Annotated in this window: 31 protein-coding genes; 28 read left to right on the forward strand and 3 right to left on the reverse strand. The window is 44.2% G+C overall.

Annotated elements, in window-relative coordinates; genetic code table 11:
- Positions 1-105: 105 nt before the first annotated feature.
- From AB4Z50_RS25455 to AB4Z50_RS25495, 9 genes are all read left to right on the forward strand, one after another.
- Complete coding sequence (locus AB4Z50_RS25455; protein WP_441883353.1) at positions 106-1,302, forward strand: D-alanyl-D-alanine carboxypeptidase family protein; 1,197 nt, start codon at positions 106-108, stop codon at positions 1,300-1,302.
- Positions 1,303-1,373: 71 nt separating this feature from the next.
- Positions 1,374-2,033, forward strand: coding sequence for a nucleoside recognition domain-containing protein (locus AB4Z50_RS25460; RefSeq protein ID WP_441883355.1), 660 nt, complete (start codon positions 1,374-1,376; stop codon positions 2,031-2,033).
- A 25-nt stretch (positions 2,034-2,058) separates the two neighbouring features.
- Positions 2,059-2,562, forward strand: coding sequence for a spore maturation protein (locus tag AB4Z50_RS25465; RefSeq protein WP_179089938.1), 504 nt, complete (start codon positions 2,059-2,061; stop codon positions 2,560-2,562).
- Positions 2,563-2,616: 54 nt separating this feature from the next.
- Positions 2,617-3,363, forward strand: coding sequence for a pseudouridine synthase (locus tag AB4Z50_RS25470; RefSeq protein WP_054026970.1), 747 nt, complete (start codon positions 2,617-2,619; stop codon positions 3,361-3,363).
- 88 nt (positions 3,364-3,451) lie between these two features.
- The gene (locus AB4Z50_RS25475) at positions 3,452-3,982 is read left to right on the forward strand and encodes a redoxin domain-containing protein (protein WP_441883358.1); all 531 of its coding nucleotides are present in this window, start codon (positions 3,452-3,454) and stop codon (positions 3,980-3,982) included.
- A 17-nt stretch (positions 3,983-3,999) separates the two neighbouring features.
- On the forward strand, positions 4,000-5,658 hold the full coding sequence (resB, locus tag AB4Z50_RS25480; protein ID WP_441883522.1) for a cytochrome c biogenesis protein ResB: 1,659 nt from the start codon (positions 4,000-4,002) through the stop codon (positions 5,656-5,658).
- Positions 5,655-6,914: a cytochrome c biogenesis protein CcsA gene (ccsA, locus tag AB4Z50_RS25485; protein WP_076271376.1), complete on the forward strand. Its 1,260-nt coding sequence runs from the start codon at positions 5,655-5,657 to the stop codon at positions 6,912-6,914. Before resB ends, ccsA begins: the two co-directional genes overlap by 4 nt.
- A gap of 38 nt (positions 6,915-6,952) precedes the next feature.
- Positions 6,953-7,669: a response regulator transcription factor gene (locus AB4Z50_RS25490; protein ID WP_053376699.1), complete on the forward strand. Its 717-nt coding sequence runs from the start codon at positions 6,953-6,955 to the stop codon at positions 7,667-7,669.
- On the forward strand, positions 7,670-9,136 hold the full coding sequence (locus tag AB4Z50_RS25495; protein WP_441883361.1) for an ATP-binding protein: 1,467 nt from the start codon (positions 7,670-7,672) through the stop codon (positions 9,134-9,136).
- Between the two features lie 131 nt (positions 9,137-9,267).
- On the opposite strand, the gene serA is transcribed toward AB4Z50_RS25495, so the two are convergent.
- Complete coding sequence (gene serA / locus AB4Z50_RS25500) at positions 9,268-10,860, reverse strand: phosphoglycerate dehydrogenase (RefSeq protein ID WP_076271374.1); 1,593 nt, start codon at positions 10,858-10,860, stop codon at positions 9,268-9,270.
- Positions 10,861-11,100: 240 nt separating this feature from the next.
- On the opposite strand from serA, the gene AB4Z50_RS25505 reads away from it, so the two are divergent.
- Positions 11,101-11,427: a rhodanese-like domain-containing protein gene (locus tag AB4Z50_RS25505; protein WP_441883363.1), complete on the forward strand. Its 327-nt coding sequence runs from the start codon at positions 11,101-11,103 to the stop codon at positions 11,425-11,427.
- 15 nt (positions 11,428-11,442) lie between these two features.
- Here AB4Z50_RS25505 and AB4Z50_RS25510 read toward each other — a convergent pair whose 3' ends face one another.
- Positions 11,443-12,363 carry a hypothetical protein gene (locus AB4Z50_RS25510; protein ID WP_441883365.1) on the reverse strand — a complete coding sequence of 307 codons (921 nt, stop codon included), beginning with the start codon at positions 12,361-12,363 and terminating at the stop codon, positions 11,443-11,445.
- 111 nt (positions 12,364-12,474) lie between these two features.
- Here AB4Z50_RS25510 and AB4Z50_RS25515 point away from each other — a divergent pair, with 111 nt between their 5' ends.
- Positions 12,475-13,068 (forward strand): CPBP family intramembrane glutamic endopeptidase, encoded by a 594-nt coding sequence (locus AB4Z50_RS25515; protein WP_339203301.1) that lies wholly within the window; start codon positions 12,475-12,477, stop codon positions 13,066-13,068.
- On the forward strand, positions 13,065-13,298 hold the full coding sequence (locus AB4Z50_RS25520) for a hypothetical protein (RefSeq protein WP_076271370.1): 234 nt from the start codon (positions 13,065-13,067) through the stop codon (positions 13,296-13,298). Before AB4Z50_RS25515 ends, AB4Z50_RS25520 begins: the two co-directional genes overlap by 4 nt.
- Here the strand turns inward: AB4Z50_RS25520 and AB4Z50_RS25525 are convergent.
- On the reverse strand, positions 13,288-14,145 hold the full coding sequence (locus tag AB4Z50_RS25525) for a polysaccharide deacetylase family protein (RefSeq protein WP_441883367.1): 858 nt from the start codon (positions 14,143-14,145) through the stop codon (positions 13,288-13,290). The genes AB4Z50_RS25520 and AB4Z50_RS25525 overlap by 11 nt on opposite strands.
- Positions 14,146-14,322: 177 nt before the next feature.
- Here AB4Z50_RS25525 and AB4Z50_RS25530 point away from each other — a divergent pair, with 177 nt between their 5' ends.
- The 16 genes from AB4Z50_RS25530 (at position 14,323) to plsY (ending at position 26,897) form a co-directional block, all read left to right on the forward strand.
- Entirely contained in the window at positions 14,323-14,646 is a 324-nt protein-coding gene (locus AB4Z50_RS25530) for a hypothetical protein (protein WP_076271368.1), read from the forward strand.
- Positions 14,647-14,849: 203 nt separating this feature from the next.
- Positions 14,850-15,464 (forward strand): genetic competence negative regulator, encoded by a 615-nt coding sequence (locus AB4Z50_RS25535; protein ID WP_339203296.1) that lies wholly within the window; start codon positions 14,850-14,852, stop codon positions 15,462-15,464.
- 136 nt (positions 15,465-15,600) lie between these two features.
- Positions 15,601-16,851 (forward strand): Glu/Leu/Phe/Val family dehydrogenase, encoded by a 1,251-nt coding sequence (locus tag AB4Z50_RS25540; protein ID WP_076271366.1) that lies wholly within the window; start codon positions 15,601-15,603, stop codon positions 16,849-16,851.
- Positions 16,852-16,866: 15 nt separating this feature from the next.
- A complete protein-coding gene (prsW, locus tag AB4Z50_RS25545) occupies positions 16,867-17,562 on the forward strand; it encodes a glutamic-type intramembrane protease PrsW (RefSeq protein WP_076271365.1) in 696 nt (231 codons plus the stop codon).
- Positions 17,563-17,636: 74 nt separating this feature from the next.
- Positions 17,637-17,798 carry a hypothetical protein gene (locus tag AB4Z50_RS25550; RefSeq protein ID WP_179089937.1) on the forward strand — a complete coding sequence of 54 codons (162 nt, stop codon included), beginning with the start codon at positions 17,637-17,639 and terminating at the stop codon, positions 17,796-17,798.
- A 103-nt stretch (positions 17,799-17,901) separates the two neighbouring features.
- Entirely contained in the window at positions 17,902-19,254 is a 1,353-nt protein-coding gene (gene ypeB, locus AB4Z50_RS25555; protein WP_441883371.1) for a germination protein YpeB, read from the forward strand.
- A 58-nt stretch (positions 19,255-19,312) separates the two neighbouring features.
- Complete coding sequence (locus AB4Z50_RS25560; protein ID WP_076271363.1) at positions 19,313-19,969, forward strand: flagellar brake protein; 657 nt, start codon at positions 19,313-19,315, stop codon at positions 19,967-19,969.
- A 53-nt stretch (positions 19,970-20,022) separates the two neighbouring features.
- Positions 20,023-20,220, forward strand: coding sequence for a hypothetical protein (locus AB4Z50_RS25565; RefSeq protein ID WP_076271362.1), 198 nt, complete (start codon positions 20,023-20,025; stop codon positions 20,218-20,220).
- Positions 20,221-20,391: 171 nt separating this feature from the next.
- Entirely contained in the window at positions 20,392-21,060 is a 669-nt protein-coding gene (cmk, locus tag AB4Z50_RS25570; protein WP_441883524.1) for a (d)CMP kinase, read from the forward strand.
- Between the two features lie 3 nt (positions 21,061-21,063).
- On the forward strand, positions 21,064-21,642 hold the full coding sequence (locus AB4Z50_RS25575; protein ID WP_339203291.1) for a lysophospholipid acyltransferase family protein: 579 nt from the start codon (positions 21,064-21,066) through the stop codon (positions 21,640-21,642).
- 81 nt (positions 21,643-21,723) lie between these two features.
- The gene (gene rpsA, locus AB4Z50_RS25580) at positions 21,724-22,959 is read left to right on the forward strand and encodes a 30S ribosomal protein S1 (RefSeq protein ID WP_076271360.1); all 1,236 of its coding nucleotides are present in this window, start codon (positions 21,724-21,726) and stop codon (positions 22,957-22,959) included.
- A 210-nt stretch (positions 22,960-23,169) separates the two neighbouring features.
- Positions 23,170-23,799 (forward strand): YphA family membrane protein, encoded by a 630-nt coding sequence (locus AB4Z50_RS25585; RefSeq protein ID WP_441883374.1) that lies wholly within the window; start codon positions 23,170-23,172, stop codon positions 23,797-23,799.
- A complete protein-coding gene (locus AB4Z50_RS25590; protein WP_441883376.1) occupies positions 23,799-24,716 on the forward strand; it encodes a YIEGIA family protein in 918 nt (305 codons plus the stop codon). The genes AB4Z50_RS25585 and AB4Z50_RS25590 overlap by 1 nt, the downstream gene beginning before the upstream one ends.
- A complete protein-coding gene (locus AB4Z50_RS25595) occupies positions 24,709-24,888 on the forward strand; it encodes a capping complex subunit for YIEGIA (RefSeq protein ID WP_076271357.1) in 180 nt (59 codons plus the stop codon). Before AB4Z50_RS25590 ends, AB4Z50_RS25595 begins: the two co-directional genes overlap by 8 nt.
- A 77-nt stretch (positions 24,889-24,965) precedes the next feature.
- Positions 24,966-26,288 carry a ribosome biogenesis GTPase Der gene (der, locus tag AB4Z50_RS25600; protein ID WP_076271356.1) on the forward strand — a complete coding sequence of 441 codons (1,323 nt, stop codon included), beginning with the start codon at positions 24,966-24,968 and terminating at the stop codon, positions 26,286-26,288.
- A 12-nt stretch (positions 26,289-26,300) separates the two neighbouring features.
- Positions 26,301-26,897 carry a glycerol-3-phosphate 1-O-acyltransferase PlsY gene (plsY, locus tag AB4Z50_RS25605; RefSeq protein ID WP_076271355.1) on the forward strand — a complete coding sequence of 199 codons (597 nt, stop codon included), beginning with the start codon at positions 26,301-26,303 and terminating at the stop codon, positions 26,895-26,897.
- Position 26,898: the final 1 nt, after the last annotated feature.

Consider the following 26,898-nt stretch of genomic DNA (forward strand, 5'->3'; position numbering starts at 1 on the left):
TTTTTCATTTTTGTTAGCTACTTTTCGTCTAGAGCCACATGTACAGGCATATACTGAAATACGCACACACAAGCTTTATCTACTATCGCTGCGGGAGGGGCAAGTATGAATATGAATTTCAAAAAACTGCAACGATTTGTTGCAGTTGGAATGTTATCTGCTTTATTGGTTGGGACAAGCGTATTGCCCCCAGTTAGCGCAAATCCAAGCAAGCTGTATACGAATGCCAAAGCATCGGCTCTAATTGATGTCGAGTCAGGCAGAGTTTTGTATAGCAGTGATGGCGATACCCCGATGCGGATAGCAAGCTTAACGAAAATCATGACAGCTATTGTTGCAATAGATCATGGGAAGCTGACTGATATGGTGAAGACAAGCAAACGAGCAGTTGGTAAAGAGGGTTCTTCGATTTATCTTCAGCTTGGCGAAGAAATGAGTTTGCATCATATGTTGTATGGTCTGATGCTCAGGTCCGGCAACGATGCGGCAACGGCAATCGCGGAGCATGTTGGTGGATCGGAGGAAGGTTTTGTTCATTTAATGAATGAGAAAGCGACCTTTCTAGGTTTGAAACATACGCAATTTAAAAATCCGCATGGGCTGGATGATGATGAGCATTATTCCTCAGCTAATGATTTGGCCAAGCTGACAGCATATGCTTTGAAAAATGACGTATTTGCAGAAATCGTAAGCACGCGCGTAAAAAAAGTGCCTAATCCGCATGAGAAATGGGAGTACAGCTATACGAACAAAAATAAAATGCTAACGATGTATGAGGGTGCTGACGGTGTAAAAACGGGGTATACCAAAAAATCATTGCGCTGCTTAGTTAGCTCCGCCACTAGGAATGGTCAACAGCTTGCTGCTGTGACGATAAATGACAGCGATGATTGGGCAGATCACCGGAAAATGCTCGATTGGGGTTTTGGTCATTATCCGCTTCAAGAGATAGCAGTTAAAGGGCAGCAAGTTTCTGGTTACCCTTATGCTGTTGGACAATCTTTTAAATACCCGCTGGAAGAGCAGGAAACGGGAAATATTCAATCACGTCTTGTGCTGCTTGAAGCTGGAACAACACGATATTTATTAGGAGAGCGCGGATTTCTGGAATGGTATCTAAACGAGCAGCAAATTGGTGTTGTTCCTGTGTATGATCCAAACAGCAGCAGACTTCAACTTTCAATGACATCGCAAAAATCATTACAATCGCTGGCTGATTTTCAAAAAGCAAACAAGCTTGATCAGCGCGGGCCGATATTTGGCTCTATTATTAAAGTATTAGATGCATTATTTGAGCATTAGCATGCAATCTGCGCGGGAGACGCTGATTGCTTGCAAAACAGTATAGGTGCGTAGAGGGGGAGGCGACCTAAATGGTTAACTGGATTTGGTTGTTTTTCATCGTAGCGAGCGTTGTAGTAGCTGCGATAACGGGTAAGATGGATGCGGTAACGCAAGCAGCTTTCGAGGGAGCCAAGTCGGGTGTCACCGTGAGCTTCGGATTAATTAGTATCATGGTGTTTTGGCTTGGCATGATGCGAATAGCGGAGGATGCAGGGCTGCTGCGTACACTTGCTCGAATGCTCGGGCCTGTGGTGCGCAAGCTTTTTCCTGACGTTCCTCCCAATCACCCAGCTCTCGGGTATATAATGAGTAATTTAAGCGCTAATCTCTTTGGGTTAGGAAATGCAGCCACGCCAATGGGAATAAAAGCGATGCAGGAGCTTCAGAAGCTTAATCCTGATCCTGCTACAGCAACTCCAGCGATGTGCACGCTGCTTGCACTAAATACATCCAGCATTACGATCATTCCCACCACGCTTATTGCCATTCGAATGAATTATGGTTCAGCTAACCCTGCTGAAATTATCGGTACAACGCTGGCAGCGACATTTGTTGCTACTACGGCTGCAATACTTGCCGACCGCTGGTATCGAAGAAAATCACCACCGCCGCCAATAGCTCCTTCGCCACCTAGATCAGAGAATAAGAAGTCGGCTTCACCAGCTTCCGGAGGTGAGGCAATTGTATAATATTTTTACAAGCTTATCCGCTTGGATGATTCCAGCCATTATCGTATTTATTCCGCTCTATGCAGCTTTAAGACGCAAAGTACCTGTCTATGAAACGTTTGTTGAAGGGGCCAAGGATGGCTTCGGAACAGCGATTAATATCATTCCTCATTTGGTTGGCATGATGGTTGCTATCAGTATGTTTCGCTCATCTGGAGCCTTGGAATTGCTGCTTTCTACAGTCCGACCGCTCTTTGATTGGGTCGGTATCCCAAGCGAGGTGCTGCCGCTCGGGATTTTGCGGCCTTTGACTGGCGCAGGCTCGTTAGCCTTCACGACTGACCTTATTCAGAACTTTGGCCCGGATTCTATGATCGGCAGAATTGCTTCCACGATTCAAGGCAGCACGGATACAACCCTGTATGTGCTTACTGTATATTTTGGAGCGATTGGAATAAGAAAGTCACGTTATGCCTTAAAAGTTGGTTTATTTTCCGATATAGTAGGTTTTTTCGCAGCAATTTTCATTTGCTTATACATATTCGGCTAGTGAAGCTTGTACTTTCTCCTTCATATCGTTATGATGGAGATTGAGGTGAAAGCATTGGAACGTTTACAGAAAATATTAGCAGCAGCGGGAATTGCATCCCGTCGCAAATGTGAAGAAATGATTTTGGCAGGAATGGTTGAGGTTAATGGTGAGAAGGTTACGACGCTAGGCGTTAAGGCTGATCCAGCGGTTGATGCAATTACGGTTAACGGCAAGCCGATTCGGAGCGAGAAGAAGCTCTATCTCATGCTTAACAAATCCAAGGGAGTCATAACTAGCGCCAAAGATCCACAAGGCCGCAAAGTGGTTTCTGATTTCTTGCCAGGTATTAAAGAGCGAGTATATCCGGTCGGTCGATTGGATTATGATACGGAAGGACTTCTTATCCTAACGAATGATGGCGAATTCGCTAATTTGTTAACACATCCAAGTCATCATGTTCCCAAAACATACCGTGCGACCGTTAAAGGCGTTCCTCATGGAACGGCATTGGAGCAGTTGCAAAAAGGGATTAAGCTAGAGGATGGCATGACCGCGCCTGCAGAAGTGGAATATCATGATGTAGATACGGACGGAAATGAAGCAACGATTACAATTACGATTTTTGAAGGCCGGAACCGTCAGGTTCGCCGGATGTTTGAAGCTATTGGACATAAGGTGATTAGGCTGAAAAGAATTCGTTTTGGCGAGGTTGGACTTGAAAACCTAGGCAGAGGAAAGTATCGTCATCTCACGCCTCAGGAAATTAAAGAATTGCTTGCGATAGCGCAAAGCAAGACACATAAAGTTCATAAAAAGTAATCGACGGCGGCAGTAATTGCCGTCGACTTTTCGTTATAATGGTAATATTCGTGGCTGCATAGAAAGAAGCTGGTGGTGAAAAACAATTATGGGAAAATCGCGCAAGACGGTACAAATTGTCATTTTGATTGCCGTCTTGATCATAGGTGGGTACGCAATTGGATCTACCTTATTTGACGCGGATGACAAAGGTCCTTTAAAGGAAGGCGGGAAGCCGCCTGCATTTGAGCTTGTTGATCTAGAGGGCAATCTTAAACAACTGTCTGATTATGAGGGGAAAGCTGTCGTCATTAATTTCTGGGGCACATTCTGTCCACCGTGCGTGAAGGAAATGCCGGAGTTTGAACGACAGTACGCGAAATGGAAGGATCAAGGCCTTGTGATTTTAGCTATAAATTTAAGCGAGGACACATTGACCGTGAACAATTTTGTCCGTCGTTTTGATTTGAACTATCCGATTCTGCGCGATGTAAATCGCAAAACAGAACGCAGCTATGGTCTAAAGTCATACCCTACTACTTTTTTCATTAATCCAAATGGGACGATTATGGAAATAAAAGTAGGAGGCATGACGGAAGAGGAAATTGATGAACGGATTGAACGGCTTCTTCAGCTGTAGGAGGTATTATTGTGTTAGTGGTTGAAAACACAAAATGTGAGTGCGGTCATCAAAATTCGATAGGCACCGTACTATGTGAAAGCTGCGGCAAACCGCTTGTAAACGATACGTTTTCCGATTTGCCGTTAGAAATGCGTTACGATGGTGTTGCTCGTCGATCGCAAAAAAGCAATCCCAATTATATCGATAAAATATGGAATTTTTTCTCGTCAGTCAAAATTGCGATTTATTTGATCGTTATTACCTTTTTGACTGCGATGCTTGGAACAATTTATCCACAGGAAAACACATTCATAAATAATTTAGATCCATCCGTTTATTATGAAGAAACTTATGGATTTCTTGGCAAAATGTATTATTTGCTAGGATTATCGCATACGTACGAATCCTGGTGGTTCATTGGCTTGCTTGTGATGATTGGCACCTCACTCGTTATTTGCAGCTTGGATCGTGTGCTTCCGCTTTATCGGGCGCTCAGCAAGCAGCAAATTCGCAAGCATCTGCAGTTTATTCATCGTCAGAAGACGGTATTTAAATATCAGATTGAAGGCGATGAGGAAAAATGGGTTGAAAATTTCGGCATGCAGCTGAAGCGCAAAGGTTATCGCATTCATCGAGATGGTTCTGCGCTGCTTGCGGAGAAAAATCGTTTTAGCCGCTGGGGACCCTACATCAATCACATCGGCCTTATCTTGTTTCTATTAGCCATATTGGCAAGAAGCATTCCGAGCTGGCAAATGGATAGCTACATAATGGTCCCTGATGGGGATACGGTCCAAATAGCGAATACGAATTATTATGTTAAAAACGAAAAGTTTACTGTAGAGTATTATAAAGATGAAGAATTGCCGGACAAGCTTAAAGGAATAAGCCGTGCTAAGCTTTTTGAGACAAAAGCGGTTCTTTATGAATGCGTTAGCAACTGCAGTGATCAAACAAAGAAACCAGAGCTTAAAGAAGTAGAGCGGCATAATATTATCGTCAACGAGCCGCTTAAGTACAAAGGATTAAAGCTGTATCAATTTGATTATGATACAACGCCTCGCTTGAACGCTGTGCATCCTATTCTCATAGATAAAGCGACGGGAGAGAAATACGGTCCGTTCGATCTTCCAATGAAGGATTCAGCGCTGCAGCATAAGCTTGGGCCATACACCCTTGATTTATATGCGAATTACATGGAATTTGCAATTGGCGACAATGGCGAGCCAACGACTTTGTCACGTGATCCGATTGCTCCGGCGTTCGTATACACGGTTAAAGGTCCAGGACTTGATCCAAAAGGCGAGCCGTATATGTACTTCCCAATGCAAAAGGATAAAGTTAAATTTTCGCAGGATGCCATTAATCACGGTATCGCGGATAAGATAGAAATTCGAGTGGATGGCATGGAAAATGTAGATTTCTCTGAAGCATCCACTTACTTGAACGTAAGGATGGATAAGGCGCTGCCATATGTTTGGGTAGGTGCAGTGTTCTCCATGCTCGGCTTGCTGATGGGGTCCTATTGGCAGCACCGCCGAATTTGGCTGCGAGTGGACAATGGAGAGCTTTCATTGGGCGCTCATACGAATAAAAACTGGTACGGTATGCGCTCAGATGTAGCGGGAGCCCTTAAAAAAATAGGGATAACCGTAGATCCGAAGTCGCTAGATAACGGAGGGAACAACGCGTGAGCTTAGTCGATTTTAGCAGCGACGCATTTATTGTCGCATTTTTCCTGTATTGCTTCGCATTTATGTTTTATGTCATTGCCATTGCGGGTAAGAAATGGAGCAATCGTGATCCTTTGCAGCATGAGAAGCGTTGGGGACGAATTGCATTCATTACTTCGAGTCTTGGTCTTGCATCGCATTTGACCTTCTTCTTTACAAGATGGGCTGGAAGCGGCCAAATTCCAACGAGCAATATGTATGAATTCATGACTTTCCTTGGAATGGCAATCATGATTGCATTTACGATCGTCTTCAGTATTTACAGAAAACCGCTGCTGGGCATGTTCTCATTGCCGCTAACTGTAATTATTGTTGCTTATGCCTCTGTGTTTCCGCAAGAGGTACAGCCGCTAATACCGGCTCTAAACAACTACTGGCTAAAAGTACATGTAACGACAGCCGCTCTCGGCGAAGCATTTTTTGCCGTTGGTTTTGCTGCCGGCCTCATGTATTTGCTAAGAGTGGTTGATTTCAAAAGCAAAACAAAAGAAGCAAAAAGATCGCAGTTCTGGGTCGAGTTCTCTTTATATACGATTATTCTAATTGTAGGTTTTATCGTCGCTGTATTCGCGTTCCGCGGAATGGGCTATGAAGCGAAATTTATTCAAGAAACATCTACTATTGATGCCAAAGGAATAGAGTCGACGACTTCGGAGACAGTAAATTATACACTGCCGCCAATTGTTAAACCTTATAACAGCCAGGTGGTCGAATATGAATCATTCCTCGGCATGAGCAAGCCATTATTCGAAGCACCATCTTGGATGGAAGGCGCAAATTCAGGACGCAAGTTTAATACCGTTATATGGACGATTATTTCAGGCTCCTTGCTTTATGGCTTGCTGCGCTTAGTATTCAGAAAGCCGCTCGGAGCGGTCATTCATCCTGTTATGGATGGCGTAGATCCAGAAGATTTGGATGAAATCAGCTACAGATCCATCGCAATTGGATTTCCGATCTTTACACTCGGTGCATTAATATTCGCGATGATATGGGCCAATATTGCTTGGGGCCGTTTCTGGGGCTGGGACCCGAAAGAGGTTTGGGCTTTAATCACTTGGTTGTACTACAGTGCGTATTTGCATTTCCGTTTATCGCGCGGCTGGCAGGGAAAACCTTCTGCATGGCTCGCTGTAATCGGCTTCGTGGTTGTACTATTTACGCTTGTTGGGGTTAACCTCGTCATTGCAGGTTTGCATTCCTATTCTGGTGTTTAGAACTTAGATTGAACTTAGATTGAGAGGAGAATTGCCCTATGTCTGATTATTCAAGCCGTATTTTGGTCGTAGATGATGAAGAACGGATCCGTCGCTTGCTCAAAATGTATTTAGAGAAGGAAGGCTACACAATCGACGAGGCAGAAGACGGAGAAACTGCCCTAAGATTAGCTTCAAATACGGATTACGCGCTCATTCTGCTTGATGTGATGCTGCCAGGAATCGACGGCGTAGAAGTGTGCTCTCGTCTGCGTCAAGTGAAGGCTACTCCTGTCATTATGCTAACGGCTAAAGGTGAAGAAATGAACCGTGTGCAGGGCTTTGAGGTTGGCGCGGACGATTATGTCGTCAAGCCTTTTAGTCCACGCGAGGTTATCTACCGAGTGAAGGCTATCTTGAGACGTTCCTCGGCTACTGCGTTCTTAACAAAAGAAATTAATTCAAGCAATAACATCGTATTCCCACATTTGGTTATTGAGCATGATGCTCACCGTGTAACAGCTGGTGGACAAGAGGTAAGCTTAACGCCTAAAGAATATGAGCTGCTGCATTACTTGGCAGTTTCGCCTGATAAAGTGTTCTCTCGTGAAGAGCTTTTGAAGGATGTATGGAACTATGAGTTTTTCGGTGACTTGCGGACAGTCGACACCCATGTAAAACGTTTGCGCGAGAAATTGAATAAAGTGTCTCCTGATGCGGCATCCATGATTACTACCGTTTGGGGAGTCGGCTATAAGCTAGAGGTACCTAAGTAAATGAGCTTGTGGCATCGTTCGATTGGCAAGTTGTACCGCAGTGTAGTTGGAAAGCTCTGGGCGACAATCATGCTGCTTGTTGCTGTCGTATTGCTTATCGTTGGCGTATTTTTACTTCAATACGTTGACATATGGTTTAAAGAAAACAATACGCATCAGGTGAAAGTTCTTTTTGTTGTAACAGCGATTATCGGATTTTTGTTATCAACATTTTTTGCTTTCTTCTTATCCAAAAAAATTCAACAGCCGCTGCTTCAACTAAAGGATGCAGCGGTATCGATTTCTCAAGGCAATTATACAACCCGAGTTCATATACGCTCCAGCGATGAGATCGGTGAGCTTGCGGATACGTTTAACCATATGACGGAGCAGCTGAATAAGCTGATTCATGACATCAATCATGAGAAAAACCATCTTGCGAGCATTTTGCGAAGCATGGGAGATTCAGTTATTACCTTCGACGCGGAAGGTAAAGTCATACTTACGAATCCAGTTGGTCATTTGCTAATCAATCAGTGGTCAGGAGTAGAGCTTGCTTGGCAAGAGGATGAGTCCGAAAGCTCGACTGCATATTCCGAGGTTCCAATGCCGCTCCGCGAGTTGTTTCAAAGAGTGATGGAAGAGGGCAGGGATGTTACCGATAAGGTTCATGTTCTAAGCAGCGTGTGGTCAGTTGTAATGGCTCCGCTGCAGTCGAAGGATGTTATTCGCGGGGCTGTTGCCGTTATCCGTAACGTAACGGAGGAGCATAAGCTTGAGAAGCTGAGACGAGATTTTGTGGCTAATATCTCACATGAGATCAGGACGCCGCTATCGATGCTACAAGGCTATAGTGAAGCATTGCTTGATGATATTGTCGTTTCGGAGGAAGATCGCAAGGAGCTCGTTCAAGTTATTTATGATGAATCTCTACGAATGGGCAGACTCGTAAATGATTTCCTGGATATCGCTAGAATGGAAGCCGGCCACGTCGATATGAACTTCCAAGAGATTGATCTCGCCCATGTCTTGAAGCGGGTACATCGGAAATTCCAGGTGTATGCGAAGGAGCGTGAGGTGAGACTGGTCGCGGATCTGCCCAATGAGTCGCTGCTTGTAAAGGAAGCAGATGAGGATAGATTGGAGCAAGTATTGACTAACCTTCTCGACAACGCATTGCGGCATACGCCATCGGGCAAGTCGATTACTATTTCAGGTCAGCATGCAAACGTAAATGGAAGACAGTATGTGGAGCTTCGCGTCAGAGACGAGGGGCAAGGGATTCCAACCGAGGATGTGCCTTTTATATTCGAACGCTTCTATAAGGCAGATAAAGCGCGTAAACGCGGCTCATCAAGTGGAACGGGACTTGGACTTGCCATCGTAAAAAATTTGATCGATCTTCATCAGGGTCGAATTGTAGTTGAAAGCAGTGCGGGCACAGGCACATCGTTTACAATCTTACTTCCTGTCGAAGCTCATCAATAGTTGTCAAAGCGCTCCTGCTGGGGGCGCTTTTTTTGTAGAAAGCAGAAGATAATTCTTGTTGTTCGTGAAACAAAAGAAGAGCCTGCCGATTCATTCGGCAGGCTCTTCTCCTATATAGTAAACAAATTTATTTAAAAAAGTGTAATTTCTTTGGCTGTGTTTAGCTCAGGCATGCTTGTAAGCTGCTCAAGCACTTCCTTAGGTGTCGCTTTATCCACACGCAGAACCATGATTGCGGAGCCGCCAACAAGCTGACGACCTACTTGCATCGTTGCAATGTTAACGTCATTGTTGCCCAGAAGCGTTCCAACTCGTCCGATAATACCAGGCTTATCGTTATGCGAGATTAGAATTAGGTTTCCTTCAGGCGTCACATCAACTGGGAACTTGTCGATTTGGACAATACGAGGTCCGTAACCAGTGAGCAATGTGCCGGAAACAACACGTTCTTCTTTTTTCGTACGAAGGGACACGGTTACCAGGTTCGTAAAGTCTTTCGAAGCATGCGATTTTTGAACGACGATGTTTACATCGCGCACTTTCGCAAGGTGAAGGGAGTTAACCACATTAACCTGCTCTGCGCCAAGGTGATGCGCTAGAACGCCGCGAACGATATAACGAGTAAGTGGCTGCGTATCAACCTCTGCAAGCTCACCAGCATAACCAACAACGATTTCGGTAACAGCACCTTCAGTTGATTGTGCAATAAAGTTACCAAGCTTCTCGCCAAGTGTAAAGTACGGCTGAAGAATGCTTTGCAGGTTTGCCGGAATCGGAGGCATGTTAACTGCATTGATAAATGGCTCGCTGCGGAGAATGTGAAGCACTTGCTCCGAAACGTCAATCGCAACGTTTTCTTGTGCTTCAACAGTCGAAGCGCCAAGATGCGGTGTTACGATAATTTTTGGATGTGTCAAGAAAGGATGGTCATTAGCAGGAGGCTCTACTTCGAACACGTCGAATGCGGCGCCAGCGACAATACCAGCATCCACTGCATCAACCAAAGCAATCTCATCGATGATGCCGCCGCGCGCGCAGTTTACAATACGCATGCCGGGCTTCATTACTTCAAATTGAGCTTTGCCGATCATATGGCGAGTTTCAGGCGTTAAAGGTGTATGTACAGTCATGAAATCTGCACCTCTAACAATTTCATCCACACTAGCTAGCTTCACGCCGATTTTTGTTGCTCTTTCTTCTGTCATAAACGGGTCATAACCCAAAATATCCATGCCGAAGGCTTTTGCGCGTTTGGCAACTTCGCTGCCGATACGTCCCATACCGAGTACGCCTAGCGTTTTGCCGCGAAGCTCAACGCCTAGGAAGGATTTGCGATCCCATGTTCCATTTACTGTTTTCATGTACGCTTGTGGAATATGACGGGCTACCGCCATCATCATAGCAAATGTATGCTCACAAGTTGTAATGGTGTTGCCATCTGGTGCATTGATTACGATGATACCGCGCTGAGTTGCTGCGTCTAGGTCAATATTATCGACGCCAACACCTGCACGGCCAACTACTTTAAGCTGTTTGCCAGCTTCCATAATTTTTGCTGTTACGCGGGTTTGGCTACGTACTAGCAACGCATCGTATTCACCAATGATTGCAACTAATTCGTCTTCGCTGAGTCCAGGTTTTTTGTCGACTGCGACATCTGACGCATCAACAAGCTGCTGAATGCCCAAATCGCTGATTGGATCGGAAACTAACACTTTAAACATGTGAAGTATGCCTCCTAAAATGGGGCGAAGCTATTAGGCTTCGCTTAATATGAACAGAAAAACCCTCTACCCGGCACCGTTGTGCAGCAGCGGGTCGAGAGTTTGATCATCGAACTTAGACTTTTCTATTTTAAAGCAATGTGGTGGACAAAAGCAATCCTCAAACTTGCTGAATTGTGAAAATTTCGTTATGATTCAAGCATCATTAGCAACAATTTACGACATTGGAGGTCTTTATTCATGACGAAATGGCAGGATGTGACACCGCAATTTTTGCTTGATCTGCTGGAGAATGGACAAGTAGAAGCAAGTCAAATCATAGATGTAAGAGAAGAGTTTGAATGGGAGTTTTATCATTTGGAGACATCAAAATTAATTCCAATGAACACGATTCCTGTGCGTCTGAATGAGCTTGACGACACGCTGCCTATTTATATCATCTGCGCACATGGCGTACGAAGTGTAGCGGTTTGCAATTACTTAGAAGAAAAAGGCTACAGCAGCCTTCACAACGTTACCGGTGGGATGGCGGCTATAGCCTCTTTACAAGGGTTTCAATATGATTAACAAAAGAATTGGAATTTAATTTGTTTCAGGGTAGAAAAAAGGCAGCTGCGGCAGAAGTGCCTGTTGATAAAGCCTTGATTTGCTCTCATTGAAGTCACCTGAACGAACGGCTTCCGTATTAATCAACAAATCAACAACAGCAGATACGGAATGCAATTTTAACTTAGTTGCTTGTCCAGATTGGACAAGCTCATCTACTCGACTTGTTAAATCGTGCGGATAATAGGCAGTAAGTTTTTTGCGAGTCATTAGCTGATCAGCCATTACTTTGTTTTTTATCGTAATGTTAAAGTTTTTCCATGCTGACAGTTCCAGCAGAGCTGGAGCCTTGTATTCTGAAGGAATATCAAGATCTACCGTTGCTGACCATTTCAGCATAGCGGAGTAATATTGCTGCTGAGCGTTTAGTGCAAATTGAGCGGCAGAGAGATAGGTTTTATCTTGTTCGACATTTTTCATCAATTCATTAAAGGATAATTTCTTTGCACTAGCCGCTGCGTTGACAGCAGCTTCATTAAATAGTTTAAGACTTCGTATGTAACTAACCTGAGCTTCTCCGAGCAGTGGAGATTTTTGCATATCAATCGAGCTTGCTTCATCTGCTTTGGTACTAGCAAGTCTTGCCAAATCTTTAAACATAGAAGTTGCTTCAAATGACTTTCCTTGCGATAATTTGTTCATAGCTGCGAACCATTCGTTTTGAAATTCACGATAAGGCAGAAATACAGTATGATAGAACGATACCAAGTCTTGTTGCTGGTAAGGGGTTGCTGAAGCGGTTGTTGTTTTTGCGTCATCTGCTTCATTCACATAGCGGGCTTTAGTCTTTTCAGTGCCAATTTGAATGCCATAGAAAAAGGCTCCAACTGTACAAATAAGTAGAAATACAAATCCAACACTGAATAACATTGCGGTTGTCGTTAATTTTTTTTCCATCTCTATCTCTATCTCCTTCTATGTAAAAAAATAATTCTGTCGATTTGTTCTACCAGTATAGGTGAAAAGGTCGAAAAAGAAAATATGAACGTTCCAGACAGGCGGGAAGCTATGAAGAAATTTGATATTCGCAATATTCGCATTCGAAAGGTGTCCGTTGATGAGCTAGATGACCGCATGCTGTTAATCAATTTATATGCTACGCAAGCATTTACTTTTATTATCGGTTTAATATGGGTTTTATTTCAGCATCAAAATGTGATTGCTTTATTTACGCCTCCAAAGGAGCTTGCTTTTGTTTATTGGGGTGCAGGCTTAGCAGCAGCTGTTATCATAGTTGATCTGCTTATTTCGCGCTTTGTTCCAGAAGAAGCAAGCGATGATGGCGGTGTAAATGATCGTATTTTTCGGACGCGGAAGGTTTGGCATATTGCAGTTATTTCCTTAGTTGTAGCTATTTGTGAGGAATTGCTCTTTCGCGGGGCGATTCAGCATGCCATAGGTCCCTATTGGACAAGCATAATTTTTGCTACTATTCATGTAAGGTATTTAAAACATTGGATTCCCACCGGACTCGTATTTTCGATTAGCTATGGCTTAGGCTGGATTTATATGGAATCAGGTACGATTTGGGCACCGATTATTGCACACTTTTTGATCGATTTCATCATGGGTTTAATTATAAGATTCAGGAGGGAGTCATGAGCAGGAAAGAAAAGTTTGGAAATTCGAGAGCTTCAGCACAGCATGAAGAGACGGCAGAGCCGTCCATCATCGGAACGGATTCCAATCAGGGAGAAGCTCTGCCGCCTCGGCGAAAGAAACATCCTACACAAATGAATAAGGTTACAAAGTTTTATTACAATTTATTGTTCCTATTGTTTGTAAGTTTAGTTGGAGGACTTTTTTGGTATGGCTTAAAATTTAGCGAGTGACCTCAATGGTGGCTGGATCAATGAATCCGTAGCCTTTGTTTTCAAGTGAGGTGAGCAACTCATCAAGAGCATCGGCAGTCCACTGCAGCTCATGCATAAGTATGTTGGCGCCGGGATGCAGCTGCTCTAACACATTTTTAATGACAACCTCAGGCTTGTTTTTGGCCGTTTTATCCCAATCAAGGGAACCATTTGACCACGTCATGTAAAGCATGCCGTGGTTTTTTGCAATTTCCTTGACCGTATCACCGCCAGAGCCGTACGGAGGGCGGAAAAACAATGGTTTTTTATCTATTAAAGCTTCGACATCTGTTTGAACATCGCCGATTTGCTGTTCAACGACTTCTTTAGCTTCTTTTTTCAAATCGTTATGATCCCAAGAGTGGTTGCCGATTGTTTGTCCGCGTTCATCAATGAGCTTCAATAAATTGGGATTTTTTTTCACCCGATAACCATTTACGAAAAAAATCGCTTTCGCCTTATGTTTATCAAGGGTATCGAGCATGCTGGTTAAGACGGTTTCGTCTTTTGGCCCATCATCGAAAGTAAGCAAAACAACCTTGCTTGATGTACTCTCCTCAATCGGTACGAAGCGATAGGCTTCGCTCATTCGATATAGTGCTGTTATGCTGGTTTCCTGCTCACTCGAAGCGGTTGGCGTAGGTTCCTCACTCGTTACGACTGTATCATCGTTTATTGCATTGTTTGAGCTTTGTGAAGTCTCGGGTACGGCTGCTATCTCAGTGGCTTCAGTTGAAGACTGCAGGCTCTCGTTTTGCTGCTGCGCACTGCAGGCCGTTAGAAGCGACCCGAGAAGCAGAATGATTATAGGCAGGTTACGCTTCATGATGCTTGCCCTCCATAATTTTGATGTAAATGCTGCTGAAACGACATCATTGTATCATATTTGCCTAATAGAAGGATAAGGATGATTTCCTTATTTTATATGGAATGGCGCTTCTGCTTGTCGGTCAAACTAACAACTGAATACGCAAGATGAATTAGGAAAGAGGTGTTCGAGATCATGAGGTTAAGTGGCTTTTTAGTCGGTGGAATAATTGGCGCAGCAGCAACGGTATATATCTCGCGCAGAAAGCCTGGAGCAGTATCATGGGCAGCACATGCGTTTTCTGACGTTTGTTCCAATGTTGCACGCAATTCTGTTGCGAAAATGATGAGTAAATCTGTGAAGGAAAATGCGTCTGCGCTTTCCCCAAAGCATTCAGACGATACCGCCGTAAAATCCGAAGCCGCTTGGGGACAAATTGAGGCTATCGTAAACAGCGATCCCTCATTGAAGAAGGAAGCGGACAAGATCAAAGCGGAATCGTCAGCCTTTTCCCACTAAGTAAAGCAGCAAGCATGCAGAATCGTAGGGACGCAAAGCAGAAATGCGATGCGATCAAACGATTCTTTTTTTCGTTCATTATTAGTGCAATCAGTGAAAAGACATGATAAAGTAGTTACATAGCATGATTTGGTCAATTTGATCACATCTTACTTAGAAATTCATACGCTATTACAACAGATGCTGCAGAGGAGGATCCTGTCATGAAAATCGAACGACTGAGCCAGGATAAGATTCGGATTTTCCTGACGTTCGACGACCTGCTGGAACGGGGGATCCAGAAGGACGACATGTGGCGCGAAATTCCAAAAGTACACGAACTATTCAGTGAAATGATGGATCAAGCATATAGTGAACTTGGATTCGATGCCAGCGGCCCATTAGCGGTCGAAGTGTTTGCCCTCCCCGCTCAAGGTATGGTAGTGATTGTCACCCGTGGCAAAATGAACAGTCATGCAGGCGATAGGCCAACTGAAGATGACGACACGGAAGACGAAATATACGAGATGGAAGTGACGCTTGAGCAAAGYGATATTGTGATGTACTCTTTCCGCGATTTTGAGGATGTCATATCGGTTTGCAAGCAATTGCTAAGCTCTACGCTTACGGAAGACGGACGATTGTACTCCTATCATGGCAAATATATATTAGCGCTGGAACCTGCTCTTATCGAGGCTTCCAGGCATAACGCTGTTATTGCATTGCTCGCTGAGTATGGTGAAGCAACATCGGTAACCTATGCCATGCTGGAAGAGTACGGAAAAGTGATTATACCCGAAACAGCGGTAAGGGAAATATGTAATCATTTTAGTTTTTAATCAAATGTACACGGATAGAGCATCTGCAGGCTGATTTTGTCTGTACGATGCTCTTCTTGCATGTAGCATGACATAATAATGGAATATACGAAGGAAAAGGCGCTCATATTAGATGTAGACAAAGGCGGTGAATGGAATGAGTGATAAAGAAGCAAACGATGTGTTGCATTCTACTCAGATTGTTATTGAAGAAGCGCTGCGCAGGCTTGGCTATGATCAGGATATGATTGATTTATTGAAGGAGCCCATGAGGCTTCTGACCGTCCGTATTCCAGTTCGGATGGATGATGGCAAAACAAAAGTGTTTACGGGGTATCGAGCACAGCATAATGATGCGGTAGGACCTACAAAAGGCGGTGTGCGTTTTCATCCAGCCGTCACGGAAAACGAGGTTAAGGCTTTGTCCATTTGGATGAGTCTAAAATGTGGAATTGCTGATCTGCCCTATGGCGGTGGTAAAGGCGGCGTTATTTGCGATCCAAGAACGATGTCTTTCCGAGAAATTGAGAATTTAAGCCGAGGGTATGTGCGGGCCATCAGCCAAATCGTAGGACCAAGCAAAGATATTCCTGCGCCTGATGTGATGACTAATTCACAGATCATGGCTTGGATGATGGACGAGTATAGCCGCATTCGTGAATTTGATTCTCCAGGCTTTATAACAGGGAAGCCGCTTGTGCTTGGCGGGTCCAAAGGAAGAGAGACAGCTACAGCCAGAGGGGTCGTTATGATGATCCATGAGGCTTTGAACATGAAAAATATAGACATAAAGGATGCGCGAATCGTCATTCAAGGCTTTGGTAATGCTGGAAGTTATCTTGCCAAATTCATGCATGAGGCCGGTGCGCGAGTGATAGGTATTTCCGATGTGAACGCGGCGTTGTATAATAAAGAAGGACTCGATATCGAATATTTGCTCGATCGTCGAGATTCCTTTGGCAATGTAACGAACTTGTTTACGAACACAATAACGAATGCTGAGCTGCTCGAGCTCGATTGTGATGTGCTTGTGCCTGCGGCAATCGAGAATCAAATAACGGAACAAAACGCCCATCTCATTAAAGCAACCATCGTAGTAGAAGCAGCGAATGGCCCAACGACGCTGGAAGCTACGCGAATCCTGTCGGACAAAGGCATTTTGCTTATTCCGGATGTGCTCGCGAGCAGCGGTGGCGTCATCGTGTCCTATTTTGAATGGGTGCAAAATAATCAAGGCTATTATTGGGATGAACAAGAAGTGGATGATAAGCTGAAGCTTATGATGATAAGGGGCTTCAACCAAGTGTATGAAATACACCGCACCCGTAAGGTCGATATGCGTCTTGCAGCTTATATGGCCGGTGTACGCAAAATGGCTGAAGCTGTACGCTATCGTGGCTGGGTGTAAGAAAGTAGGGGAAGAATGCTGTTGTTTTCCGTTTTGACTGCGGCTGTTGCGCCAGGCGTTTCGCTGCTTACTTATTTATATTTGAGAGATCGTTATGAAGCGGAGCCTATCCACATGGTAGCGAGAATGTTTGTGCTAGGCATTCTTGTCGTTGTACCGATCATGGTTATTCAGCGGGGACTTCAGCTTTGGCTTGGCGATCACTCGCTCATATTTGCCTTTGGCGAATCCGCAGGCGTAGAAGAGTTCGTAAAATGGTTCGTACTGTATCATGTCATTTACAACCATACCGAATTTGACGAGCCTTATGACGGAATCGTTTATGCATCAGCCATTTCGCTCGGCTTCGCAACCTTAGAAAATGTCTTGTATGCCATTTACTCGCCTGCTACGTTCGGCACGCTTCTCGTGAGGGCGCTGCTTCCCGTTTCTGGCCATGCCTTGTTCGGTATAATGATGGGCTATTATTTAGGGAAAGCGAAGTTTGCTCCAAAAAACAAAACCGTCTATTTCTTAGGCATTTCACTTTTGCTGCCAGTGCTTCTACATGGTACTTACGATTGGATCATGATTACGTTGCGCACAAATTGGATGTATTTTATTATTCCGTTTATGATCGTGCTTTGGATATGGGGCTTGCGCAAAATGAGTCATGCGAATGCACGGTCGCCCTTTCGATTTATGGTCCGTGAAGATGAGATTAAACTGTAGTCGATCCGTCCATACTTACATTATATTGTAATGCCTGAAATGATGGCGTTCGAATAATGGCTGAGGAGGGGCTTATGGAGGCTGCAAGAATAAAGGTAACGATTAGATGCAATCTATGCGGAGAAAAATTTGTGCTTCGCGGACGAAGAGAAAAAGATTCGATTGATACTGGCTTTAAGCAATGCATTTGCAACAATGCAAATGATCTGGAAATTGAAGAGCATAGCGTTTTTTAGGGAAATACATGCAGTAATGACAAATAAATAGATGGATGCATAAAGCTCCCTTGGGCAAACCAAACTAAAACCAGGTTTTGCACAAGAAAGGAGCTTTTGTATTATGTACCGTCGACTCAGTTCAATTCTATTTCCCATTATGACAGTGCTGTTTATCGGCGCTGCCTACTGGGGTTATCAAGAGCAACAAGAGAAAAACGCAGTTTTGATAAAGGCTGAAAACCAATATCAACGAGCGTTCCACGATTTGACTAACCATGTTGAGCAGCTGCATCAGCAATTAGGCAACACGCTAGCTGTTAACTCCACCTCACAAGCCTTTCATCGCAAAGGGCTTGTCAATGTATGGCGTTTAACTAGCCAAGCGCAAAATGAGATCAACCAGCTTCCTGTATCAATGCTTCCTTTCAATGAAGCAGAAGACTTCCTGTCGCGCATTGCAAACTTTGCATACAAGACATCTGTTCGCGACTTGACGAAGCAGCCGCTTTCGCCTGATGAATTCAAGACGCTTAAGACGCTCTATACGAATTCACAGGAAATATCGAAGGATTTGTCAAAGATGCAGAAGGATGTGCTGAACAACCGTCTGCGCTGGATGGACGCTGAAATCGCAGCTGCCAAAAACGCAAGTGACCCCAACATTATCATTGACGGCTTTAGATCGGTAGACAAGAAGGTAAGTGAATATCCAGAAATCAATTGGGGCCCTTCCGTTAGCAGCATGTATCAGAAGCGTACGATTAAAATGCTTGGCGGAAACATGGTGACCGCTGAAGAAATTAAAAAAGAAGCGGCTAAGTTTACTGATGTTCCTAATGCTGACATCCGTGTTGTTGAAAATGCGAAAGGAACTGAATATGCTTCGTTCTCAGCGACGGTGAAAGAAGGCAAGGACAGTACGCTTCAAATGGATTTTACGGAAAAAGGCGGCCAGCTTCTCTACTTTTTGAATTCTCGTGATATTGGAGAAGCGAAAGTGACTTTTGAAGAGGCAAAAGCATCGGCTGATTCCTTCTTAAAGAAACACGGATTTAAGGATATGAAAGCTATTAGCTACGACAAGTATGAAAACACAGGTGCATTTACTTATGTAGGTACGCAGAACGGGGTTCTTATTTACCCTGATAAATTGACCTTGAAGGTTGCTCTTGATAAAGGTCAGACGGTAGGCTTGCAAGCAAATGATTACGTGTATCAACATCACACTCGCAAGATACCTAGTCCAACGATTACAAAAGCTGAGGCAAGGAAAGCGCTAAATCCGGAGATGAATGTGCAAACCGAGCAAATGGCGATCATCTTCAACGATTTAGGCAAAGAGGCTCTTTGCTATGAGTATACGGGTAATATGAACGGTTCGATTTATCGCGTATATATCAATGCAGAAACCGGCACGGAAGAATCGATTGAGGAAATGTCTCATGCAGATTCTAAGGCAGCTTCTGACAAATAACGATATGGCTCCCCTCAAATCGACGTGTTATAATGACATGTAAATGGGGGGAGTCAATTTGTTGCCAAAAGTGAACCAAATGCTTTACTATCAGATCGCATCGTCAGACGAAGAGGAAGCAGCGATTGAATACAAGTCCCGTATTGCCGATGAGCAAGAGGACGGCTTACTAATAGAAGTTCCAATCAGCGAGAAATCAGGAAGGTACAAGCGCCTTTTTTTAGGAGATGAGCTTTCTGTTTATTTTGTATCAGAGGATGGCATAAAAAATTATTTCGATTCACATGTCCTTGGATTCAAAGAGGATGGCGTTGTTAAACTCATAAAAATTCGCAGGCCTGAACTGGATCGCATTACTAAAGTTCAAAGACGGAGCTTCTTGCGCGTATCAGCTGAACTTGAGATTGCAGTTAAGATGTCAAGCAACATCCGGTTTGTATGTGAAACCGATGATGTTGGCGGTGGCGGAATCTCCTTTATTTGTGATGGGAAATGGCAGATCGCACCTGAACAAGTACTAGAGTGCTGGTTGCTAGTTCCATTTAAGAACGGGACCATTGAACATGCTTTTTTCCGTGGGGAAGTCGTAAGAGTTGTCCAGCTTGAATCCGGAAGGAAGCAGGCTATGATTAAATATGTGAGCATCAATGATTCAGAGCGGCAAAAGGTTATTAGGTACTGCTTTGAGAAGCAGCTGGAATATCGCAATCGCTGAATAACATTCGTTTAATATGGAAAACTACCCAGAAAGAGGAAGGGGTTGTCCATATGACACGAAATCTGTTACATAAAAAAACAAATCGCAAAAAAATGATTAAACTAACGGATGAAGTAAGCAGCGTATTGAAGAAAATCATCATTACGCTCGTTATTTTACTCGTATGCTCACAAGCAGCATTGCAAAATGATACGGTTAGATATTGGCTGACGGGTGTGGATCAGTGGGAAGGAACCCATATGAACTGACGCTCAGCTTTTGCATCTGCGTATATAGTGTGGTATAATTTTCACGTTCGCAGGCAAAGCCTGCTTTTTTCTTGAGAGGTTTGCGTCGCATTCTTACATGCATTCGGCCAGCCGTCTCTACTAAAAGGGGGTTGACCTTAGGTGGTGCATCACGAAGGTGACAGCGACCGTATGAACATTGCAATTGACGGGCCGGCAGGCGCGGGCAAGAGCACGGTTGCACGGAAAGTCGCCGAGCAGCTTGGCTATGTGTATATCGATACAGGCTCTATGTATCGCGCAGTAACACTAAGCGCCCAGCGAGCAGAAGTAAAGGTGGACCAGACAGCCAAACTTGCTGAACTAGTAAAAGCATTAGAGATTGAGCTTGAGCCTGGTGAACAAGGCCAGTCGGTATTTGTGAATGGTGAAAATGTAACCGCATTGATTCGCTCGCGCGAAGTGACGCTTCAAGTGTCTCATATTGCTGCGAATGAAACGGTACGTGAAGTTCTTGGCGACTTGCAGCGCAAGCTTGCAGAGCGTAAAGGCGTCGTAATGGATGGCCGTGATATTGGTTCACATGTGCTACCAAATGCGGAACTGAAAATTTTTCTGACTGCATCCGTTAAGGAACGGGCACTTCGCCGTTACCGTGAAATAGTGGACACTCAAACCATTTCGCTTGCCCAATTGGAAGCGGAGATCGCAGAACGTGATCGTTTGGACGAGCAACGTGACATCTCACCGCTCATATGTGCGGAGGATGCTATTGTACTCGACAGCACCGCCATGACAATTGATGAAGTAATTCATGCAATTGTGAAATTAAGCCGAACCAAATTGGCGGAGGCGAAGTAAACTATGTCATATCTTATTTTCAGGTTTCTCCTGCGTGTTATTTACACGGTGTTATTTCGATTAGAAGCTAGAGGCACGGAAAATATTCCAGCCGACGGACCAGTTGTCCTCGCTTCGAATCATTTGAGTAACTTTGATCCGCCTACGGTTGGAGTCAAGGTGAAACGCAAGGTTTATTTTATGGCGAAAGAGGAATTATTTAAAGTTCCCGTATTTGGGCCTCTTATTCGTTCGTTTGGCGCGTTTCCAGTCAAACGCGGCGGTGTGAGCAAGGACGCTATCAAGTCTGCGATCACGTTGCTGAAAGAAGGCAATGTTATGGGTATTTTCCCGGAGGGCTCTCGCAACAATCAATCTGGAGCAGCCAAGAAGGGTGCAGCCATGATTGCTGTTCGCAGTGGCGCAGCAGTCGTTCCTGTTGCCATTGTCGGTAAATATAGACCATTCAGCAAAATAATCGTTTGTTACGGCAAGCCTATTGATCTTACTGCAATTATTGAAGAATCATCGCCTGATATGCTTGAGCAAGTAACAGACGCCATTATGGCTCGCATTCGCGAGTTAGCTGCAAACAATCGTTAATTTATGTTTTAAATGCTGCTTTCGCTCTAGGCGCTTGCGGATTTAAATAAAGTTGGGGTTAGAACTGAGGAGGTTATTTCAATGTCAGAAGAAACTAATGTGCAAGAATCCGTGGCGGAAGAAGTAAGCCAAGACGCTTTGGATAATTTCGTGTCTTTGAAAAAAGGCGATTCCGTTAAAGGTACGATCGTCAAAATCGAAGATAACCAAGCTTATGTAAGCCTTGGATATAAATATGACGGTGTTATTCCGGTTCGTGAGCTTTCTGCAGTGCAGATTGAAAACGCAGCGGATGCTGTTCAAATCGGTCAAGAGGTTGAGCTTAAAGTTGTAAGCATCGACGACGAGAAAGAAAAGCTTGTTCTTTCAAAACGTCAAGTTGACGGCGAAAAAGCATGGGATGTTCTTGAAAAACGTTTTGAGAGCGGCGAAGTATTTGAAGTTGCTGTTGCTGACGTTGTAAAAGGCGGCCTTGTTGCTGACGTAGGCGTTCGCGGATTTATTCCAGCATCGATGGTTGAGCGTCATTTCGTTGAAGATTTCGCAGGTTACAAAGGTCGCACGCTTCGCGTTAAGATCAAAGAAATCGATCGTGAGAACAACAAAGTGATCTTGTCTCAAAAAGAAGTACTTGACGCTGAATTCGAATCAAGCAAAAAGCAAGTTATTGCTGCGCTTGAAGTAGGTCAAGAACTTGATGGTACGGTTCAACGTCTTACACCATTCGGCGCTTTTGTTGATATCGGTGGCATTGACGGCCTAGTTCACGTATCCGAGTTGTCATGGCAGCATGTTGCACATCCGAAGGATGTTGTTTCTGAAGGTCAAGCGGTACGCGTTAAAGTACTTAAAGTTGATCCAGCTGCTGGAAAAATCAGCCTTAGCTTGAAAGCTGCTCAACCAGGTCCTTGGGATTCTGCTGGTGGTCAATTTGCAATTGGCGATATCGTAACAGGTACTGTTCGCCGCCTAGTTCCATTCGGCGCTTTCGTTGAAATCGCTCCAGGCGTTGAAGGTCTTGTTCACATCTCGCAAATCGCACACCGTCACATTGCTACACCTAACGAAGTTCTTCAAGAAGGCCAAGAAGTTCAAGCGAAAGTTCTTGACTTTAACCCAGCTGAAAAACGCGTTAGCCTAAGCATCAAAGAAACAGAAGAAGCGCCTGAGCAACCAGCTCCTAGCGCTAGACCTGATCGTGCACCACGTTCACCAAAAATCGAGAAAATCGATAACCCGAATGTAAGCTTGAGCAATGAGAGCATGAGCTACTCACTTGCAGAGCGTTTCGGCGACAAGCTTAAAAACCTTAAATAATATCTTTTTATATCAATCAAAAACGCCTTCAGCGTCCTCTGGATGCTGAGGCAGCTTTGACGGAGAAATGTAAGATAAGTAGAAGCAAATGATATACTTTCTTACATTTACAAAAAGGAGCTATTTCTGCGAAAACTCGCAGGAATAGCTCCTTTTTTTTGGTGCATAATAGGGGGTACAAGAGGTGAGATAACGTTGAATCCCGGATATATGTCGATTTGGATTATGATTATTATGTTTATTCTTATTACGACAGGCTGGAAGCCGTTTATAGCTCCCGATATTAGCCGTCGTATGTTGTCGCTTCTTAGCATTGCGTTAATCGCACTGATGGGTGTTTCATTTTGGTGGAAGCCGTTACAAGGCCATATTCAGGTCGAGCTCCATATGAGTGTTTGTCTTCTATTGCTGTTAGGCATACTCGCATTTAAGAAAGCTGAGGATTGGAGTTATCTAGGGTACCTAATATTGTGCACAATAATGATTGCTGTCATATGGGGGTTCATCCGCAAAATGTATAGCTTTGATCCCGTTTTTCATTGGATTGATCCGAGCTGGGATGCTCCTTTGCTTTGTGGAATTTTTTGCGGCGCGTTTACCTCGCATGTAAAACATCAATTTGGGATGATTGTCTGGGGAGCGGTACTTGGCGAAACGTTAAACACAGCCCTTCAATTTGGAGCACACACCGCTCATATTGGCAATTTAGCTTGGTGGGACAGTTTTTGGATTGCGCTGGCTACAGCTATGACTTGCAGTTTGCTGCTAAAATCGGTTCGATTCGTGTTTTCCAAGCTTAGCGTAATACTTTGGCATATAAAGGGAGGACGTCCATCCTAATGCAGCATTTTCTCGTTGAAAACAAATATTTGGTCGGTGTCCTCCTTGGGATTGCTTTTGGGCTTATCTCTCGCTTGCTCATGCTTAGGACGGATTATCGCCAGTATCCAACTTATCCTCATGGTCGAATCATCCACATATCATTAGGCGTAATTGCAGCGGCATTAGGAGCTGTTGCTGTGCCGGCGCTGTTTAACAAAGATTACACGGCAATTACTTTCCTTACATTAGCTGCTCAGCAATTTAGAGATGTGCGAAAAATGGAACGCGAAACGTTGACGAAAATCGACAGCATGGAGCTGGTAGGACGCGGTTCGACATATATTGAAGGAATCGCCATGGTCTTTGAAGGGCGAAATTACTTAGTTATTATGACGGCATTGCTTACAAGTCTATTTGGGATATTAGTAAATATATGGGTAGGGATGATAGCGGGGGTTATCTCGCTCATAGTCGTTGAGAAGCTGAAATCAGGCAAAGCTGTCTCCCATATTGCTGAGGTGCAAGCCGCGCAGGTTCGAGTGGATGGCCCGGATTTGTTTGTTGATAACGTTTATATTATGAACGTAGGTTTGAAGAGCAACCAAGAAATCATTGCAGCGCGTGGCATGGGGTTTATTTTGACTCCCTTCAACTCAAATGGAAAAGTTACTTTAAGCAATCTTGGTCAACGGCAAGCTATTCTTTACGATTTGGCTACGATTTTAGGGGTATATCGCGATGATGGAGAGCCTGCTTTAATACCTATGGCGAAGCTGGATATGAAGGATGGACGTTTGGCTGTATTTATTTTGCCACAGGAGTTGGATGCAGATAAAGGGAAAGCAGTTATCATGCGAGTGCCGATTTTGGAATCTGCTGTTCGCATGCCGACAGAAGCGTCTGTGAACAAGAAAGGGGCAGAGGAAAATGGCTGAAATCTTAGCTGTGGTATCCATTCATGCAGATGCGGTTAGTGGCGGAGCGCCGATTTTTATTGCAGAAAATGTAGATAAATTGGAAGAAACCTCGTTTCTGCTCGAGAAGATTTTGGATGCGAGTGCGCATGATTTAAAGAACGGTACAATCATACTGGTCAATCACCGATAATATGAAAAGTTAGCCAAGAACGCACTTTTTTGCTATGATGGATAGCGTGAGTATTTTTGAAGGAGTGGAAAACAAACATGGCAAGACCCGTTATCGCTATTGTCGGTCGTCCGAATGTGGGGAAATCCACGATTTTTAATCGGGTCATCGGCGACCGTCTAGCAATTGTTGAGGATAAACCGGGCGTCACTCGTGACAGGCTTTATGGCACCGGAGAATGGAATGGAAAACCGTTCAGCATTATTGATACTGGCGGTATTGAAATCGATGGCGAAGATGAAATTATGAAATCTGTGCGTATGCAGGCTGAACTCGCAATTGAAGAAGCAGATGTAATTATCTTTATGGCGGATGCGAAAACTGGCTTGACGCATGCGGATGACGAAGTTGCTCAAATGCTATTCCGTTCGGGCAAGCCCGTTGTGCTTGCAGTTAATAAAGTTGATAATCATGGCCGCATGGATGAAGTTTATGAGTTTTATGGACTTGGCTTTGGTGAACCAATCGCAATTTCCGGCTCGCATGGACTAGGTATCGGTGATTTGCTTGATGCTGCTGTCGCTTTGCTTCCGGATCTAACCGATGATGGCTACGATGAGGATGTCATCCGTGTTGCATTAATCGGCCGTCCTAACGTTGGGAAATCATCTCTAGTGAATGCACTGCTTGGCGAAGACCGTGTAATTGTAAGCAATGTAGCGGGTACGACTCGTGACGCCATTGATACACCTTTCGAGCGTGATGGGCAGCGTTATGTGCTCATTGATACAGCCGGCATGCGTAAACGCGGCAAAGTGTATGAGTCTACAGAGAAGTACAGCGTAATGCGTGCGATGAAAGCGATTGAACGAGCAGATGTTGTTCTAGTGCTGATTAACGGTGAAGAAGGCATCATCGAGCAGGACAAGCATATTGCTGGTTATGCTCATGAAGCAGGAAAAGCATCGATATTTGTTGTGAACAAGTGGGATGTCATCGAAAAAGATGAGAAAACCATGCAAAACTTCTCGCAAAATATTCGTGATCATTTCTTGTTCATGTCTTATGCACCGATCGTTTATTTATCAGCATTAACCAAAACGCGTTTGCATAAGCTGTTGCCTGTTGTGAAGCATGTTTCTGAACAGCATGCAATGCGTATTCAGACTCATCTTCTTAATGATGTCGTTTCGGATGCAGTAGCGATTAATCCGCCGCCATCCGACAAAGGCAAGCGTCTACGCATCAACTATGTTACGCAAGTAGCGATCAAACCTCCGACGATTGTTGTTTTTGTCAATGATCCGGAAATTATGCATTTCTCGTATGAGCGCTATTTGGAAAATAAAATTCGTGCTGCATTTAATTTTGAAGGGACTCCTATACGCATATTCTCGCGTCGTAAGTCCGAAGAAGATTAGGGGAGAAGTAGCTTGTTATACGGAGTAATCGCGGTTGCTTTAAGCTATTTGTTAGGCTCAATTTCATTTAGCATCGTTATTGCCAAATGGGTGAAAGGTATCGATATACGTCAGCACGGCAGCGGAAACGCTGGTGCTACGAATACACTCAGGGTGCTCGGCAAAGGGCCGGGCTTACTGGTGTTTTTACTCGATATCGGCAAAGGGGTAGCAGCTGTATTTATTGGCCGCGCTCTTAGTGAAAACGACTGGATTCCAGTTTTGTGCGGATTAGCCGCAATCATAGGCCATAACTGGCCGATTTGGTTCCGCTTTAAAGGAGGCAAAGGCATTGCAACGACTGTTGGTGTCATTGCGACCCTTGCTTTCGTGCCTGCACTTTGTGCAGGAGCCATTGCCATTGCGACAATTGCTTTGACCAGATACGTATCACTTGGCTCATTATTGTTTGCTGCTTTAACGCCATTATTTATTACTTTGTTCTATTATTCGGTTCCTTTACTTTGTGCAAGTCTTCTGATATGTATTTTTGCATTCGTACGCCATCGGTCGAATATTGTAAAGCTGTTTCAAGGAACAGAAAACAAGTTAGGTGCAAAGAAAGGGTAGT

This window comes from Paenibacillus sp. 2TAB26 (assembly GCF_052115145.1).
In the GTDB taxonomy this organism is placed as follows: domain Bacteria; phylum Bacillota; class Bacilli; order Paenibacillales; family Paenibacillaceae; genus Pristimantibacillus.

Excerpts from the sequence above, each read along its gene's own strand:
- AB4Z50_RS25455 (WP_441883353.1), top strand. The coding sequence starts at position 106 with ATGAATATGAATTTCAAAAAACTGCAACGATTTGTTGCAGTTGGAATG.
- AB4Z50_RS25460 (WP_441883355.1), top strand. The coding sequence starts at position 1,374 with ATGGTTAACTGGATTTGGTTGTTTTTCATCGTAGCGAGCGTTGTAGTA.
- AB4Z50_RS25465 (WP_179089938.1), top strand. The coding sequence starts at position 2,059 with ATGATTCCAGCCATTATCGTATTTATTCCGCTCTATGCAGCTTTAAGA.
- AB4Z50_RS25475 (WP_441883358.1), top strand. The coding sequence starts at position 3,452 with ATGGGAAAATCGCGCAAGACGGTACAAATTGTCATTTTGATTGCCGTC.
- AB4Z50_RS25490 (WP_053376699.1), top strand. The coding sequence starts at position 6,953 with ATGTCTGATTATTCAAGCCGTATTTTGGTCGTAGATGATGAAGAACGG.
- AB4Z50_RS25495 (WP_441883361.1), top strand. The coding sequence starts at position 7,670 with ATGAGCTTGTGGCATCGTTCGATTGGCAAGTTGTACCGCAGTGTAGTT.
- serA (WP_076271374.1), bottom strand. The coding sequence starts at position 10,860 with ATGTTTAAAGTGTTAGTTTCCGATCCAATCAGCGATTTGGGCATTCAG.
- AB4Z50_RS25505 (WP_441883363.1), top strand. The coding sequence starts at position 11,101 with ATGACGAAATGGCAGGATGTGACACCGCAATTTTTGCTTGATCTGCTG.
- AB4Z50_RS25510 (WP_441883365.1), bottom strand. The coding sequence starts at position 12,363 with ATGGAAAAAAAATTAACGACAACCGCAATGTTATTCAGTGTTGGATTT.
- AB4Z50_RS25515 (WP_339203301.1), top strand. The coding sequence starts at position 12,475 with ATGAAGAAATTTGATATTCGCAATATTCGCATTCGAAAGGTGTCCGTT.
- AB4Z50_RS25520 (WP_076271370.1), top strand. The coding sequence starts at position 13,065 with ATGAGCAGGAAAGAAAAGTTTGGAAATTCGAGAGCTTCAGCACAGCAT.
- AB4Z50_RS25525 (WP_441883367.1), bottom strand. The coding sequence starts at position 14,145 with ATGAAGCGTAACCTGCCTATAATCATTCTGCTTCTCGGGTCGCTTCTA.
- AB4Z50_RS25530 (WP_076271368.1), top strand. The coding sequence starts at position 14,323 with ATGAGGTTAAGTGGCTTTTTAGTCGGTGGAATAATTGGCGCAGCAGCA.
- AB4Z50_RS25540 (WP_076271366.1), top strand. The coding sequence starts at position 15,601 with ATGAGTGATAAAGAAGCAAACGATGTGTTGCATTCTACTCAGATTGTT.
- prsW (WP_076271365.1), top strand. The coding sequence starts at position 16,867 with ATGCTGTTGTTTTCCGTTTTGACTGCGGCTGTTGCGCCAGGCGTTTCG.
- AB4Z50_RS25550 (WP_179089937.1), top strand. The coding sequence starts at position 17,637 with ATGGAGGCTGCAAGAATAAAGGTAACGATTAGATGCAATCTATGCGGA.
- ypeB (WP_441883371.1), top strand. The coding sequence starts at position 17,902 with ATGTACCGTCGACTCAGTTCAATTCTATTTCCCATTATGACAGTGCTG.
- AB4Z50_RS25565 (WP_076271362.1), top strand. The coding sequence starts at position 20,023 with ATGACACGAAATCTGTTACATAAAAAAACAAATCGCAAAAAAATGATT.
- cmk (WP_441883524.1), top strand. The coding sequence starts at position 20,392 with ATGAACATTGCAATTGACGGGCCGGCAGGCGCGGGCAAGAGCACGGTT.
- AB4Z50_RS25575 (WP_339203291.1), top strand. The coding sequence starts at position 21,064 with ATGTCATATCTTATTTTCAGGTTTCTCCTGCGTGTTATTTACACGGTG.
- rpsA (WP_076271360.1), top strand. The coding sequence starts at position 21,724 with ATGTCAGAAGAAACTAATGTGCAAGAATCCGTGGCGGAAGAAGTAAGC.
- AB4Z50_RS25585 (WP_441883374.1), top strand. The coding sequence starts at position 23,170 with ATGTCGATTTGGATTATGATTATTATGTTTATTCTTATTACGACAGGC.
- AB4Z50_RS25590 (WP_441883376.1), top strand. The coding sequence starts at position 23,799 with ATGCAGCATTTTCTCGTTGAAAACAAATATTTGGTCGGTGTCCTCCTT.
- AB4Z50_RS25595 (WP_076271357.1), top strand. The coding sequence starts at position 24,709 with ATGGCTGAAATCTTAGCTGTGGTATCCATTCATGCAGATGCGGTTAGT.
- der (WP_076271356.1), top strand. The coding sequence starts at position 24,966 with ATGGCAAGACCCGTTATCGCTATTGTCGGTCGTCCGAATGTGGGGAAA.